The following is a 14,871-nucleotide window of genomic DNA, read 5'->3' as shown; positions in this document are numbered from 1 at the left end:
AACAAATTATGCCCGAGCGTAACATTGCAATTGTCTGTGTAATCCAACCGTATGGGCGATTTTTGGACTCCCAAAAGTAATGATGCAATATGTTTTTTGATATTACAAACTATCTACACGAACAGGGTACGGTGGCTCGCCGTGTATGATTGTTCTTTAATAGAATTATATTGTAACAAAAAAATCGGGCAATCGTGATGACTGCCCGATATGCGGAAATTTTATGTGTTAACTTTTACCGTAAAAATCAGATTGACTGAAGAACAGGCTCACCGTTTTCGGCTGTAAGGTGCATTGCAGTAACACCGCCTGCGCCTGCCTCAATCATTGCGTTTGCAATTTTCTCCTCAACCTCTCTGCGAATTGTGTTTCTGAGGTCACGAGCACCGCTTGCACCGTTGCATGACTTTTCTGCAAGGAGCTGACAAACCTTTTCGTCAAATGTGAACTTGATGTGCTTTTCCTCAAGAGTCGGAACATACTCAGAGAGCATAAGGTCTGCAATCTTAACAAAATCGTCCTTTTTAAGGCTGTTGAATACGATAACCTCGTCAACTCTTGCGATAAATTCGGGACGGAGGAACTCGGAAAGTGCCTTCATAACCTTTTCTTTTGAGGCATCTTCTTCAGTCTTGCCAAAGCCTAATGCGCTGTCCTTTGATGCAGAACCGGCATTTGATGTCATAATGATAACAGTATTTTCAAAGTTTACTGTTCTGCCGTGAGCGTCTGTAACTCTGCCCTCGTCAAGAATTTGGAGCAAAATATTGAGAACATCGGGATGAGCCTTTTCGATTTCATCAAAGAGGAGAACCGAATAAGGTCTGCGGCGAACTTTCTCCGTTACCTGTCCTGCCTCATCGTAACCGACATATCCGGGCGGTGAACCGATAATTTTAGAAACCGAATGTTTCTCCATAAATTCACTCATATCAAGTCTGATAAGAGTTTCGGGGGTATCGAAAAGTTCCTTGCTGAGAACCTTTACAAGCTCTGTTTTACCGACACCTGTAGGACCTACAAAGATGAATGATGCAGGTCTGCGGCGAGGTGAAATCTGAACTCTGCTTCTTCTGATTGCAGATGCAAGAGCCTTTACAGCCTCATCCTGACCGATAATTTTCTTTTTAAGCTCGTTCTCAAGGTCGGCAAGCTTTGAAAGCTCATTTTCCTTGATTCTTGATGCGGGGATGCCTGTCCAGAGTTCGATGACCTTGGCGATATCCTCCTCTGTAACCTTTGAAACGAGAGTTTCGGGGTCAATTTCTTTAAGGTCACTGTCAATTCTTGCAAGGCTTGTGTTGACCTCGGCAAGCTGTTCGTAGTTTACCTCATCGGCATTTGTAAGAGCGTCCTTTTTGATAAGAAGCTTCTGTCTTTCATCCTCAAGCTTATCGTGACGCTCCATGCTTTTGTTGCGGAGAGCGGCACAGGCACAGCTTTCATCAAGAAGGTCGATTGCTTTGTCGGGAAGAAAACGGTCTGTTATGTATCTTTCGGAAAGGACAACCGTCTTGCGAACGATATCATCGTCAACAATTACACGGTGATGTGCCTCATAATAGCCTTTTACACCTGCGATAATATCAATTGACTGAGCAATTGTAGGCTCGCCGACCTTTACGGGCTGAAATCTTCTTTCAAGAGCAGAATCCTTTTCGATATATTTTCTGTATTCGTTGAATGTTGTAGCACCGATGACCTGAACCTCGCCCCTTGAAAGAGCCGGTTTGAGGATATTTGCGGCATTCATTGTACCCTCGTTGTCACCTGTGCCGACAAGGCTGTGAACCTCATCAATAAAGAGAATTATGTTGCCGTTCTCCTTGATTTCTGAAACAAGTCCTTTGATTCTGCTTTCAAACTGACCTCTGAACTGAGTGCCTGCAACAAGTGAGGTGAGGTCAAGAAGCTGAATTTCCTTGTTTTTAAGTCTTTGAGGAACATTTCCTGCGGCAATGCGGAGAGCAAGCCCCTCTGCAATAGCGGTTTTACCTACACCGGGTTCACCGATAAGGCAAGGATTGTTCTTTGTTCTTCTTGAAAGAATCTGAATTACACGCTCAATCTCGCTGTCTCTGCCGACAATGCGGTCGATTTTGCCCTCTCTCGCCTTGCGTGTGAGGTCTTCACAGTAAAGATTGATGTGCTTTCTGTTCTTTTCTTTTTTCTCTTTTTTGCCCTTTTTATTATTATCCTGATTTGTCGCATTGTTGTTCTGTCCGCCGAACATACTGTTGAAAAATGCAGGGAATGCAGGTGCACCGTGAGAGAAGTCATCATCTTCACTGCCGTCACCGTCTTTAGCAAAATCGCCCATCTGCTCGGCAAGGTTATCCGCACCAAGCTGTTCCATAAGCTGCGACATATCGCCGTCACCCATACTGTTCATGAGGGTATTCATCTGATCCTGAACATTTTCAAGGTCCTCGTCCGAGATACCCATTTTGCTGATAAGATCCTCAACCGGCTTGATTCCAAGCTCTTTTGCACAGGTAAGGCAATAACCTGCCGTTGGGGCGTCTTTGGAATTATTATTTGAAACGAAAACAACCGCAGGCCGTTTTCCGCATCTTGTACAAAGCATAGCATACTCCTTTTTAGGACACCAAATTTCACATTCGCTGTCATGGTAATATAAGAATTATACAACTGTTTAACAAATAATTCAATATTTATTTGTCGGAATTTATTTATTTTTAATGTCAGCTGTCTTTTTAAGTGATTCGTTGTACTCCTTAATCATTGCAAAATAGATTTTGCCGTAACGATACAAAGCGTATAGCATGGATGCGGCTGTAACCGAAAGCAATATCAGATCAAGCACCATATTTTCGTAGGCAAAAAAGGCCTTGAGAAATACGATAAGACATACGGAAAAGTAGAAAATGATTGTTCCGACCTTTCCGTACCAGTTTGCAGAAGGCGGAGTGAGTCTTTTTTTGATTAAATCTGCACCGCCGAGGAGCATAATAAGGTCTTTGACCAGAAGTGTTACAAGAATCGGAAGAACCATAGGCACATAAATCACCATACAGATAACGACCGCAAAAAGCGTTACCTTGTCTGCAATGGGATCAAGGATTTTTCCGAGAGGAGTTACTTGATTGAGTTTTCTGGCAGCCATTCCGTCAAAGCAATCGGAAAGCCCCGACAAACCTATACATATTGCCGCATATATATACTGTTCCGCAAGGAAAAAATATACGAACGGGATTATAAGCACAAATCTTACATAAGTTATAATATTAGGTATAGTAACCAAATCGGATGTTTTAAAGCTCCACACATCTTTTTCTTTTTCCATTACTGTTCCCTCCTGTTTCTTCATTCAGACTGCAACGCTGAAAAATTTAAAAACAGCACCCGAAATCATCGGGTTATTAAGCATTTCGGGATTTGAAAACTCAAGCACTCCCGAAAAGATATTAACGGCAAAAAATACAAGGATTGCCGCCTCTGCAAGTCCCAACACACCGCCGAGAAGCTTATTAATCTGTTTCACCACGGGTATTTTAAACACTCTCGCAAGTTTTTTAACAAGAATTTTTATAATTATAAAGATAATTATTGATATAACTACACCGATAACCAAGCGGAACATTCCTGTGATAACCGGCTGAATAAGATTTTCCACCGAAGTTGACACCGCCGCTGCGGCAGAGTTAGGAACCTGAAAATCGTTTGTATAGACACTTGAATCCAATCCGAAAATTGAAAGGAAGAATCCGAGCATTCCCATAACCCAGTTTGGCAAAGCCGAAAAACTGTTTGCAATGGCTGAGTTGATGCCCTGAGTGTCAATCATTTGTTGCAGATTTGTTGTTAAGGTCTGCTGAACAAATGCCGTATAAACCCACGATGCAAGAAAATTTGAAATGTGATATGCAAGAAAGCCCGTGAGAGCCACACCTGCAACATTGAGAATTGTAATTGCTATGCCACGCTTGAAATCAATAAAAAACAAAAGCGCAAACACGGCAATAATAATTATATCTGCAACCAAATTTATTACTCCTGTTTTGAAGTTTGAGCGGTATCGTCACTCGATACATTGTCAAGGTCAATAAACCTAATTTGATTTACGCTGAGAATGTAAGCGGTGTAGTCCGAGGCAAGCACAATCTTTTTTGAACCGGTTCCCGAATTTGTCGAATAAAGCAAATCGCCATTTTGATTATAACCGTAAACAACATTTCCGTCAAGGATTGCAACCGTACCCTTGTAGACAGAAAGCGAATCGGCTTTGTGTTCGGTATTTATTGTGTACTGTGCCTCACCGTTGCTGTTATAGCTTATGAGAGCAACACTTCTTCCGTCACCGCTCCTTGAAAGAGCCATTGTATAGGTTGATGTATCTGTGTTAAAGCAGTAATTTGAAAGAGTTTTGTCCTCATAGCTTACTGTTTTGTAATTCTTTTCACCTTTTTTAACAATATAGCTTGCCTGTGAGCCCACAAGAACCGCCGTATCTGAGGTCAGATACTTGCAATCAAGCACGCTGTCACCTGAAATTTTGTAGGTTGAAACAGGCTTTTCCTGTGAAAAATCAAGCACATAAACGCCCGTTACCGCCGAACCCTTATCACTTGACACACCTGTGGCAACGCAACCGGAGCCGTCCTTGTTAATTGCTACCGATGTTATATAATACTCTGAAAAAGAATATTTGTAAATTCTGTTATTATTTTTGCTGTAGGCATACAGCGTTGTAAGATAACCGTTGTCCTCGGTAACAAGACAGTATGTACCGTTTGAGGCAACATCACCTGTGTATATTTTATTTTCGGCATTGCCTGAGTAAAGCGTTTCGTCAAAACTGCTTATCTCATAGCTTGAACTGCCGATTCCGTATGTGAGAAATCTGTTTTCATTGTTTTTCATTACGGGATTTGAATGTGTAAGCTGAAGTCGTGCAACCTCTGTACCCGAATTTGTAAGGGTTACGAACGAGGTGTCCGACGCATACACGGCATGTCCCTGTGACACTGCAAAGTTGCCTGATGAAACCTCGGAACCGATAATGTCAACGGGATAGCCGTGACCTGCATTTCCGAGTACATCATAAGTCCACCAGTTTGAGATGTTCTCCCATGTGAGCTTGTCACGGTTTGCAAAGGCAAAAACTATAAGTCCTGCCGCAATGGCAATACACGCACCGAGTACGATTTTCTTGACAGCCTGCGGCGACATTTCGGTTTTTTCCTGTTCATAATCGTCAAGAGGCATATCCTCATAGCTCATTACATCTCTGTCGGTTTTATGTGTCTTTCGTTTTGAATAATGTCCTTTAAATTTTTTAAACATCAGCGTTCACTCCTTTTTGTGAACTGTTGTCATTTTCATAATTCACACGATTCAGGTACAATCCGCAAGCCTGTGCGGTGGGGCCCGAATATTTTCTGTTTTTCTTTTCTATAATGGAGGGAATTTCATCGGGAGCAATTTTACCCTGTTGAATCCTGAGAAGTGTTCCCACCATAATACGAACCATATTGTACAAAAAGCCGTCAGCCTCAACCTTCATTGTAACAAGGTCGCCCTCACGGGTTACCGAAAAGGCTTTTACATTTCTGGTCATATCCCCTTTTTCACGGTTATCAAGCGTGCAAAAGGAAGTGAAATCGTGTCTGCCGACATATGCCTGAGCGGCTTTGTCAAGCAGATTTTCGTCAATTTTGTATCTGTAATGAAGTGCGTATCCGTCAAGAAACGGATTTCGCACCTCGCTGTTCCAGATTTTGTAGATATATTCCTTGCTTGTGCAGGAATAGCGGGCGTGAAAATCGGGTGCAACCTCTTTGCAGTCAAGAACCGCAATGCTTAGCGGCAGCCAGCGGTTAAGCGCCGCCTTGAGCCTTTCGGGCTTTATGGGATGCTCTGTTTTAAGGCTGATGCAGTACATATTTGCGTGAACTCCGCTGTCTGTGCGACTGCATCCCTTTACATCAAAGTCATTGCCGATAATCTTTGAAAGAGCAGTTTGAAAAGCCTCCTGAACCGTCATTGCGTTCTGCTGAACCTGCCAGCCGTGGAACTTTTTTCCGTCATATGAAATTGTGAGAAGAAGATTTCTCAAACTGCCGCAGGCAGGAATATGTTGCATAAAATCACTCCGCCGATTAGAAGTGTGACCATTACAAAAGATACATAGTCACGCTTTGCCATATGAATAGTTTTCATTCGTGTTCTTCCTGTTCCGCCACGGTAGCAACGGCACTCCATAGCTGTTGCAAGCTCATAGGCTCTTCTGAATGCCGAAACAAAAAGCGGAATAAGAATAGGTATAAACGCCTTTACCCTCTGAATAATATTACCCGACTCCATATCGGCACCTCGTGCCTTTTGAGCCTGAGTAATTTTGTCGGTTTCTTCAAGAAGTGTGGGAACAAATCTTAAAGCAAGCGACATCATCATTGCAATCTCGTGAACGGGAAAGTGCAGTTTTGCAAGCGGCTTCATCAGTCTTTCGATTGCGTCCGTAAGCTCTGTCGGAGAGGTTGTGAATGTAAGACAGGAGCTTGCAAGGATAAGACATATGATTCTTACCGAAACAAAAATTGCTCTGTTAATGCCGTTTAAGGTAATTTTGAAAATCCCCCATTGTACAAGCGGATCACCCGAACCGTAGAACACATTGAGAATTGAGGTTACTATTATAATAAATATAATTACTTTCATGCTTTTGAAATAGAACTTTGCAGGCACCTTGCTTGCCGCAACAAAAAGTGCGGTAAAAAACACAACAAGCGCAAGCGAAGCATAATTAAAAGTACAGAAAATAATTACGAGAAATCCGACAAGCATAATCAGCTTTGCACGGGGATCACATTTGTGGATTACGCTGTTCGCAGGAAAATACTGACCGAACGCAACATCTCTTACCATATTTTACCCTCCTTGTCAAGCAGTGAGGAAATACAGTCCATTGCCTCATCAACAGTAAGTATTCCTTCGGGAACATTAAAACCTTTTTCACGCAGTTCAAGCATAATCTTTGTTATCTGCGGTACTCGAAGTCCTATTTTTTCAAGCTCTCGTCCCTTTGAAAAAACTTCTTTCGTCTTATCAAACATAACGAGGTTTGACTTGTTCATAACGATTATTTTATCGGCAACCCTTGCAATGTCTTCCATGCTGTGAGATACAAGGATAACGGTGTTTTTGCGTTCCTTGTGATACTGCACAATCTGGCTTAACAGCACATCTCTACCCATAGGATCAAGACCTGCGGTCGGTTCGTCAAGAACGAGAACCTCGGGATTCATTGCTATAACGCCTGCAATTGCCGCCCTTCTCTTTTCACCGCCCGAAAGGTCGAACGGAGATTTTTCAAGAAGTTCATCTTTAAGTCCGGTAAATCTTGCGGCGTCATTTACCGCTTTTTCAAGCTCTGCACCGCTCTTACCCATATTCGTAGGGCCGAATGCGATGTCCTTGGCAACGGTTTCTTCAAAAAGCTGATATTCGGGATACTGAAATACCATTCCGACTTTGAAACGGATTTTTCTGATATCCTTGGGATTTGCCCAGATATCCTCACCGTCAAGAAGAACCTGTCCCGAAGTTGGTTTCATAAGTCCGTTGAGCATTTGAACAAGTGTTGACTTGCCTGAACCAGTGTGTCCCATAATGCCGATAAACTCGCCTTTTTCAATTGAAAGGCTCAAATTATTGACAGCGGTTTTCTCAAACGGAGTGCCTGTTCCGTAAACATAGCTTAAATTTTTCAGTTCAAGCACCTTGCTCATGATAGCACCTCCTCAAGCATTTTTACACATTGCTCTGCATTGAGAGGAAGTTTGTCAAATTTCACTCCGCACCCCCTGAGTCTGTATGCAAGCTCTGTTGCCTGCGGAACATCAAGGCGGTGCTTTTTGAGCAGCTCCGCCTGTGAAAAAACATCTTCGGGTGTACCCTGAGTGAGGATTTTTCCTGCGTCCATAACGACAACTCTGTCGGCAATGACTGCCTCTTCCATATAGTGTGTGATGAGGACAACCGTCATATTCTTTTCACGGTTGAGTTTTAAAAGCGTTGTCATTACCTCGTCACGGCCGTTAGGGTCAAGCATTGCCGTGGGTTCGTCAAGAACTATGCATTGCGGTTGCATTGCAAGAATTCCCGCAATTGCAATACGCTGTTTCTGACCGCCCGAAAGTTTGAACGGAGCGTGTTCACGGTAATCGTACATATCAACGGCTTTGAGGGCATCGTCAACCCTCTGTCGTATTTCCTCTGGCGGTATTCCGAGGTTTTCGGGACCGAAAGCAACATCTTCCTCAACAACGCTTGCAACAAGCTGGTTGTCGGGATTTTGAAGTACAAGTCCCACTTTTTCTCTTATGTCATATGTCTTGTTTTCATCTGATGTGTCATCTCCGTCAACATACACTTTGCCCTTATCCGGCAATAGCATTGCGTTGAGATGTTTTGCAACAGTTGACTTTCCGCATCCGTTGTGACCGAGAAGGGCAACAAATTCACCCTTTTCGATATTGAGAGAAACACCGTCAACCGCATTTTTGTACGGCTGACCGCTTTCAATGTCGGAATATGAAAAGCTGATGTTGTCAAGTGAAATAAAGCTCATTTATTATTTCTCCCATATTGCGGTTGAGCCGCACGGCAATACAAGTCCCGTGTCGCTCACCTTCAGTCCTATTTCATCGCTTGATACTTTTCCGCCGAAGTCCTTCTGCAAAAGAACTCCGAGCAAATACTCCATTACAGCGGGAGAAAGTCCCGTTGTGTAGGAATTGAGAATGAAAAACAGCGGATTGTCTGAGAGAACCTGTTTGCACAGGGTTACGAGTGAATAAAGCTGTTCTTCAAGTTTCCAGACCTCACCGCCCGGACCTCTGCCGTACGACGGAGGATCCATAATGATTCCGTCATACCTGTTGCCACGGCGGATTTCACGCTGTACAAATTTTACGCAATCGTCAACGAGCCAACGGACAGGTCTGTCGGCAATACCGCTTGATGCGGCATTTTCCTTTGCCCACTGAACCATGCCCTTTGATGCGTCAACATGGCAAACGGTTGCGCCTGCGTTCATACACGCAAGAGTTGCACAGCCTGTGTAACCGAAAAGGTTGAGAATTTTAAGCGGTCTGTTTTCGTTTTTAATTTTTTCTGCGGCAAAATCCCAGTTTACTGCCTGTTCGGGGAACACACCCGTGTGCTTGAATCCCATAGGCTTGATGTTGAAAACGAGGTCGCCGTAATTTACAGTCCAGCGGTCGGGAACTTTTTTGTACTGCTCCCAACTTCCTCCGCCACGATTTGAGCGGTGGTAACGGGCATGTGCCGAATACCAAAGAGGATTTTTCTTTTCGCTTGACCAGATAATCTGCGGATCGGGACGGATAAGGATTATATCTCCCCATCTTTCCAGTCTTTCCCCGTCAGAGGTATCTATAAGTTCATAATCTTTCCATTTATCAGATAATCGCATTATGCAAGTCTTTCCCTTACTACCTGTGCGGCTTCTTCCGCAAGGTTCTGAATTTCTTCGAGGTTTTCACCCTCGAGCATTACTCTTACGAGAGGTTCTGTTCCCGACACACGAACAAGGATTCTGCCTCTGTCACCGAGGATTTCGCTAACTCTTTCGATTTCAGCCTTGATTTCCCTGTCTGTATAGAATGAGAGCTTGCCCTCTCTGCTGACCTTTACATTAATGAGCACCTGCGGCAAACGCTCCATAATCTTTGCAAGCTGACTGAGCTTTTCGCCTGTTCTCTTCATAATGCTGAGAATCATTGCACCTGAAAGCTGACCGTCGCCTGTTGTTGCGTAGTCAAGCAAAATGATGTGACCGCTCTGCTCGCCGCCGATGTTGTAGCCCTCCTGCATCATAGCCTCAAGAACATATCTGTCGCCAACCTTTGTTGAAACAAAGTGCATATCGTTTTCTTCGCAGAACTTGTTAAAGCCCATGTTTGTCATAATTGTTCCGACAACGGCATTCTTTTTGAGTACGCCTCTCTGCTTCATATCATTTGCACAGATTGCAATAAGATAATCGCCGTCAACAAGGTTTCCGCTTTCGTCAACCGCAAGACATCTGTCGGCGTCACCGTCAAATGCAAGACCGCATGAAAGCTTGTGTTCACGAACATACTTCTGCAATTTGCTCATATGAGTTGAACCGCAGTCACGGTTGATGTTCACACCATCAGGCTTGTCAAAAAGCATATGAACCTTTGCACCAAGCTTTGTGAAAAGCTTTTCGGCTGTTCTTGAAGAAGAACCGTTTGAGCAGTCAAGGGCGATTTCCATACCCTCAAAGTCGCAGTCAACTGCCGAAACAAGGTGGTCAATATACAAATCAGCCGCCTCTGTATCATATGTTACTCTGCCGATATTTTCATCTGTTGCGGATGCATACGGCACAACATGGTCAAGTACGATTTCTTCAATTCTGTTTTCGAGGGCATCGGGGAGCTTGCATCCGTCAGAACTGAAAATTTTGATACCGTTAAATTCAAACGGGTTGTGTGATGCGGAAATCATAATACCTGCATCGGCATTGTATTTTCCTACAAGATAAGCAACCGCAGGAGTAGGAACTACCCCGAGAATGTGAACATTTGCACCTACCGAGCAAAGTCCTGCAATAAGTGCGCCCTCGAGCATATCGCCCGAAAGTCTTGTGTCCTTACCGATTAAAATTGTGGGGTGTTCAACCTCATCGCTGATAAGAACCATTGCCGCCGCTCTGCCTATATTCATTGCAAGTTCGGGTGTAAGCTCTGCGTTTGCAACACCTCTTGCACCGTCTGTACCGAATAATCTTCCCATTATATATATTCCTCCGTTAAAATTTGTAGATTGTAAATTTTCAAAACTGCAATTTTCGGTATAACCCAAGTAAAAGCCTTGCACTCTGTCGAATTATACACTCATATTGTGACTGATTTATGACTCCCTGTCACCAAAGAGAGTCGGCTGTGTAGGCTGTGCATTTACAACGCCCTTAGGAAATTCACAGCCGAGATGCTTGCAAGCCTCGGCAGTTATGCATCTGCCTCTCGGTGTTCTGCTGACAAAACCTATCTGCAAAAGATACGGTTCATAGACATCCTCGATTGTTACAGCCTCTTCACCGATTGCCGCCGCAAGTGTTTCAAGTCCGACAGGACCGCCGTTGTAAAAACGAACGATTGCCTCAAGCATTCTTCTGTCGTTGCGGTCAAGACCGAGTTCGTCAATTTCGAGTCTGTCAAGTGCTGTCCTTGCGGTTTCAAGTGTGATGACGCCGTTTGACATAACCTGTGCAAAGTCACGCACACGCTTTAAAAGTCGGTTTGCAATTCGTGGTGTTCCCCTTGAACGGGACGCAATTTCAAGCGCACCGTCATGTTCAATTTTTATTCCGAGGATTCCTGCACTTCTTTCAACAATCTGTGCAAGCTCCTCGGGAGTGTAGAGCTCAAGTCTTAACACCACACCGAAGCGGTCACGCAAAGGAGCGGTCAGCTGACCTGCTCTTGTGGTTGCTCCGACAAGTGTAAATTTTGGCAACGGCAGATGATACGAAGCCGCCATCTGACCTTTACCCGTGATGATGTCAATTGCAAAGTCCTCCATTGAAGGGTAAAGTATTTCTTCAACGGAACGGCTCAGTCTGTGAATTTCGTCAATAAAAAGCACATCGCCCTCGTTAAGGTTGGTAAGCAATGCCGCAAGATCACCCGGCTTTTCAATTGCAGGGCCTGAGGTTATTCTCATTGACACACCGAGTTCATTCGCAATGATTCCCGAAAGAGTTGTTTTACCGAGTCCCGGAGGGCCGTAGAGCAGTACATGGTCAAGGGTTTCGCCTCTGATTTTTGCCGCCTCGATAAAGACCTTGAGGTTTTCCTTTGCCTTTTCCTGTCCTATGTATTCCGAAAGTGTTTTCGGTCGCAGAGGGTTGTCGCTCTCTGCCGTATCTTCGGGAATTTCGGAAGTATCGGTTATTCTGTTTTCAAAATCAAATTCATCCGAGAATTCCATTTTACTCATATGTTACTGTCTTCCCATCTGTTTTAATGTGAGCGAAATAAGCTGTTCAACAGGCAAGGCGCTGTCGAGTGTTGCGAGTACGGGCGAAACATCCGAAGGAGAATAACCCAAAACCCCGAGTGCCTCGATTGCTTTCGGAACATTTCCCGTTGAAACATTCACACTGTTATGTGCCGCCTGTGCAAAAGAGCTGTCCTCCTTAGCCGCTTTTGCAAGCTTGTCCTTGAGTTCAAGAACAATTCTCTGTGCAATTTTTTTGCCTATTCCCTGTGCTCTTGTAATTGTTTTGAGGTCATCGGAGGCAATTGCCATTGCAACCTGTTCGGGACTGAGCTCCGACAAAACCGCAAGTCCTGCCTTTGGACCTACACCGCTTACGCTGATAAGGTTTTTAAAGGTTTCAAGCTCTGCCTTTGTTGCAAAGCCGAAAAGGTCAACCGCATCTTCCCTTACATTAAGGTAGGTGTAAAGCGTTACCTCTGTGTTAAGCTTTACGGCTTTGAGTGTGTTCATTGTTGTCTGGCACATATAGCCGACACCGCCGCACTCTACTACCGCCGCATTTGATTCTATAGCAATAAGTTTTCCTCTTACGGAATAAAGCATATTTAAAGTCCCTTTCCGTACATTACTCTTCTGAGCTGTGAGCCTGCCGCCTGTGTGTGACAGATTGCAATTGCAAGTGCATCACAGGTATCATCGGGTTTTGGAATTTCTTTCAGCTTTAAAAGCCTTGCGGTCATTTCCATAACCTGTGGTTTTTTAGCCTTGCCGTATCCCGTTACAGCCGTTTTGACCTGAAGAGGAGTGTACTCAAAGATTGGTATTTTAAGTTTTTGTGCCGCAAGCAGGGTTACTCCCCTTGCCTGAGCAACATTGATAGCCGTTTTCTGATTGGTCTGAAAGTAAAGTTTTTCGATTGCAAGAGCGTCGGGGCGACATCTGTTGAGAATAGCATAGGTTTCGTCATAGATGTACTCAAGCCGTTTGTTAAAATCAGTTCCGGCAACAGTTTCAATTGCACCGTAACCAAGAGTTTTATATGTATTCGATTGAAAATTGATTGCTCCCCAACCTACAATGGCATATCCGGGATCAATTCCAAACACTACCAAAACAATACCTCCGAAAAAATCCAAAAATGGCATAATAACATAGCTTAAAACATTATAACACACACAACTTTATTTATCAATAAAATTATTCGTTAATCTGCGTATTCCGCTCAAAATGTACATAAGAAACATTGAACGGCTGATTTACTCGGTTTTTTGCGTGTTATCGGCACAGCTGAGCGTAATTTTTGAACCGTTGTATGACAAATCGAGCTTTTTTCCGTGGGGAATATATTCAAAGGTGTAGTTTCGGTAAAGTTTCGGCACAAATATGACAAGCGTTGTATCATCGGCAACATATTTTCCGCAAAGCTCCGCCTTGTCTTTTCCGCTCATCATAATAAGAGACGCATTGCCACCGTCAAACGAAAGGCTTATCTTTCCGCCGCCGTCAAGCTCTGCACTCCAGTCTGTGCAGGTAAGCTCGTTTTGATATCCCGATGTGTCGGCACTGCATGAACAAAGCAGAAAACATAAGGAGATTAAAAGCAAAATGACAAATTTCTTCATAAAAAACGCCCTCACAGGTATATGATATTATTACAGATTATTCATGAAATCCGAAAATTAGTACATATACCGTTGACGGCAGAAAACGAAATTTACAGTTTTGTTATAATTCTTGAAAAGCATAATTATTTTGTGTATATTGTATGGTGTGATTTTATGGAAAATTTTAAAAACGAGAACACGGAGGGATTGTTTTGCAACATGAGATAACCGAAAAGCATAATGTTTTTGAAGAAAACGGAGAGGTTATGTGTGCAGGCTGGGCAAGAACGCCTGTTTTTGAATATAACAGCGAACAGAGCAAAACAAGCGGAAAACACAGCGAAAGGGATTGCTATTTCATAAGCAACACAGAGGTTTCGCTCTATCTTTCGGTTGAAAATTTAGGCATGGAATTTGCGGTAAAAATTGCGGTTGCCGACCTTAAAAGAGGCGGTGTGATTTATGATTGTGTTATAAAGAAATTTGTTTTCAGCAAGAACGAGCTTCCCGAATCGGGCAGTTCGGGAGAGCTTTTGTACACGGACAAAAGGCTTCAGCTGCAGTTGACAAACACACCGAACGGAAGATTTTTAAAATGTGATTTTATCGACTTTGGCGGCATAAAAAATCTTTACTTTAACATTAATCTCAAAAAGACGGCGGGCGAAAGTCTTAACGAAATTGCACCCTTTGAGAGAGACAGAAAATATTTTTATCTCAAACGCTTTGTTCCCAAATTTGTCGCAGGCGGAATTATCCGTGTTGGCGGTATGGAATATTCTTTAAACGAAACAACCACAAACGCTTACTTTGACTGGACACGCTTTTCAAAACCGAGAAAGCATGATTATCAGAGATTAAGCTCCGACTGCTTTATTGACGGAAAACGCTTTTCCCTCTGCCTTGCAAGCAGAGTCGGTGACAACCGTTACGGCAACGAAAATTGCTTTTTCACAGACGGTCATCTTGTAAAATTGTCGCAGATAAATGTTAAAAGCACAGGCGGAAAGCTTGACAGACCGTGGTACTTTAAGGCGGGATATTCGGCAGTTGACATTACATTCAAACCGTTCACCGTAAAAGGCGAGGCTATGGCGGCATATATGGACAAAACAACCGTAATTTTCGGCAGACTCTACGGAGAACTAAAGAGAGTTGATATGGATAAGCCGTTAGTCCTCGATAATTCTCAGGCACACATTGTTCTGACGGAATTTTAAAAATAAAATCGGCAAAAATAAACACGGCA

At 43.5% G+C, this 14,871-nt stretch carries 15 protein-coding genes; 1 reads left to right on the top strand and 14 read right to left on the bottom strand.

The window, feature by feature from the left end:
- Positions 1-247 precede the first annotated feature (247 nt).
- From AC2HW8_RS04595 to AC2HW8_RS04530, 14 genes are all read right to left on the bottom strand, one after another.
- The gene (locus tag AC2HW8_RS04595) at positions 248-2,587 is read right to left on the bottom strand and encodes an ATP-dependent Clp protease ATP-binding subunit (protein WP_295024296.1); all 2,340 of its coding nucleotides are present in this window, start codon (positions 2,585-2,587) and stop codon (positions 248-250) included.
- A gap of 102 nt (positions 2,588-2,689) precedes the next feature.
- Entirely contained in the window at positions 2,690-3,307 is a 618-nt protein-coding gene (locus tag AC2HW8_RS04590; RefSeq protein WP_173018963.1) for a CDP-alcohol phosphatidyltransferase family protein, read from the bottom strand.
- A gap of 24 nt (positions 3,308-3,331) precedes the next feature.
- A complete protein-coding gene (locus tag AC2HW8_RS04585; RefSeq protein WP_101069484.1) occupies positions 3,332-4,006 on the bottom strand; it encodes a CvpA family protein in 675 nt (224 codons plus the stop codon).
- Positions 4,007-4,011: 5 nt separating this feature from the next.
- The gene (locus AC2HW8_RS04580; RefSeq protein ID WP_046432609.1) at positions 4,012-5,307 is read right to left on the bottom strand and encodes a DUF5711 family protein; all 1,296 of its coding nucleotides are present in this window, start codon (positions 5,305-5,307) and stop codon (positions 4,012-4,014) included.
- On the bottom strand, positions 5,300-6,106 hold the full coding sequence (gene truA, locus AC2HW8_RS04575) for a tRNA pseudouridine(38-40) synthase TruA (RefSeq protein WP_337620344.1): 807 nt from the start codon (positions 6,104-6,106) through the stop codon (positions 5,300-5,302). The genes AC2HW8_RS04580 and truA overlap by 8 nt, the downstream gene beginning before the upstream one ends.
- Positions 6,076-6,888, bottom strand: coding sequence for an energy-coupling factor transporter transmembrane component T family protein (locus AC2HW8_RS04570; protein WP_484327213.1), 813 nt, complete (start codon positions 6,886-6,888; stop codon positions 6,076-6,078). Before AC2HW8_RS04570 ends, truA begins: the two co-directional genes overlap by 31 nt.
- Positions 6,882-7,751, bottom strand: coding sequence for an energy-coupling factor transporter ATPase (locus tag AC2HW8_RS04565; protein ID WP_021884121.1), 870 nt, complete (start codon positions 7,749-7,751; stop codon positions 6,882-6,884). The genes AC2HW8_RS04570 and AC2HW8_RS04565 overlap by 7 nt, the downstream gene beginning before the upstream one ends.
- Entirely contained in the window at positions 7,748-8,593 is an 846-nt protein-coding gene (locus AC2HW8_RS04560) for an energy-coupling factor transporter ATPase (RefSeq protein ID WP_484327212.1), read from the bottom strand. Before AC2HW8_RS04560 ends, AC2HW8_RS04565 begins: the two co-directional genes overlap by 4 nt.
- A gap of 3 nt (positions 8,594-8,596) precedes the next feature.
- Positions 8,597-9,460: a class I SAM-dependent rRNA methyltransferase gene (locus AC2HW8_RS04555; protein ID WP_015524111.1), complete on the bottom strand. Its 864-nt coding sequence runs from the start codon at positions 9,458-9,460 to the stop codon at positions 8,597-8,599.
- Positions 9,460-10,809, bottom strand: a complete 1,350-nt coding sequence (gene glmM, locus AC2HW8_RS04550) for a phosphoglucosamine mutase (RefSeq protein ID WP_484327211.1) — start codon at positions 10,807-10,809, stop codon at positions 9,460-9,462. Before glmM ends, AC2HW8_RS04555 begins: the two co-directional genes overlap by 1 nt.
- 117 nt (positions 10,810-10,926) lie before the next feature.
- A complete protein-coding gene (gene ruvB, locus AC2HW8_RS04545; protein ID WP_046432628.1) occupies positions 10,927-12,006 on the bottom strand; it encodes a Holliday junction branch migration DNA helicase RuvB in 1,080 nt (359 codons plus the stop codon).
- Between the two features lie 12 nt (positions 12,007-12,018).
- Entirely contained in the window at positions 12,019-12,621 is a 603-nt protein-coding gene (gene ruvA / locus AC2HW8_RS04540; protein WP_304027320.1) for a Holliday junction branch migration protein RuvA, read from the bottom strand.
- A 2-nt stretch (positions 12,622-12,623) separates the two neighbouring features.
- Positions 12,624-13,124 carry a crossover junction endodeoxyribonuclease RuvC gene (gene ruvC / locus AC2HW8_RS04535; protein WP_306526550.1) on the bottom strand — a complete coding sequence of 167 codons (501 nt, stop codon included), beginning with the start codon at positions 13,122-13,124 and terminating at the stop codon, positions 12,624-12,626.
- A gap of 150 nt (positions 13,125-13,274) precedes the next feature.
- Complete coding sequence (locus tag AC2HW8_RS04530; protein WP_484327210.1) at positions 13,275-13,640, bottom strand: hypothetical protein; 366 nt, start codon at positions 13,638-13,640, stop codon at positions 13,275-13,277.
- Between the two features lie 194 nt (positions 13,641-13,834).
- On the opposite strand from AC2HW8_RS04530, the gene AC2HW8_RS04525 reads away from it, so the two are divergent.
- The gene (locus AC2HW8_RS04525; protein ID WP_484327209.1) at positions 13,835-14,842 is read left to right on the top strand and encodes a DUF2804 family protein; all 1,008 of its coding nucleotides are present in this window, start codon (positions 13,835-13,837) and stop codon (positions 14,840-14,842) included.
- Positions 14,843-14,871 lie beyond the last annotated feature (29 nt).

It is taken from the genome of Ruminococcoides sp. (assembly GCF_057037865.1).
This window is presented reverse-complemented; position numbering and strand designations above follow the sequence as displayed.

Coding starts and splice junctions, on each gene's coding strand:
- AC2HW8_RS04595 (WP_295024296.1), bottom strand. CDS start 2,587: ATGCTTTGTACAAGATGCGGAAAACGGCCTGCGGTTGTTTTCGTTTCA.
- AC2HW8_RS04590 (WP_173018963.1), bottom strand. CDS start 3,307: ATGGAAAAAGAAAAAGATGTGTGGAGCTTTAAAACATCCGATTTGGTT.
- AC2HW8_RS04580 (WP_046432609.1), bottom strand. CDS start 5,307: ATGTTTAAAAAATTTAAAGGACATTATTCAAAACGAAAGACACATAAA.
- truA (WP_337620344.1), bottom strand. CDS start 6,106: ATGCAACATATTCCTGCCTGCGGCAGTTTGAGAAATCTTCTTCTCACA.
- AC2HW8_RS04570 (WP_484327213.1), bottom strand. CDS start 6,888: ATGGTAAGAGATGTTGCGTTCGGTCAGTATTTTCCTGCGAACAGCGTA.
- AC2HW8_RS04565 (WP_021884121.1), bottom strand. CDS start 7,751: ATGAGCAAGGTGCTTGAACTGAAAAATTTAAGCTATGTTTACGGAACA.
- AC2HW8_RS04560 (WP_484327212.1), bottom strand. CDS start 8,593: ATGAGCTTTATTTCACTTGACAACATCAGCTTTTCATATTCCGACATT.
- AC2HW8_RS04555 (WP_015524111.1), bottom strand. CDS start 9,460: ATGCGATTATCTGATAAATGGAAAGATTATGAACTTATAGATACCTCT.
- glmM (WP_484327211.1), bottom strand. CDS start 10,809: ATGGGAAGATTATTCGGTACAGACGGTGCAAGAGGTGTTGCAAACGCA.
- ruvB (WP_046432628.1), bottom strand. CDS start 12,006: ATGGAATTCTCGGATGAATTTGATTTTGAAAACAGAATAACCGATACT.
- ruvA (WP_304027320.1), bottom strand. CDS start 12,621: ATGCTTTATTCCGTAAGAGGAAAACTTATTGCTATAGAATCAAATGCG.
- AC2HW8_RS04530 (WP_484327210.1), bottom strand. CDS start 13,640: ATGAAGAAATTTGTCATTTTGCTTTTAATCTCCTTATGTTTTCTGCTT.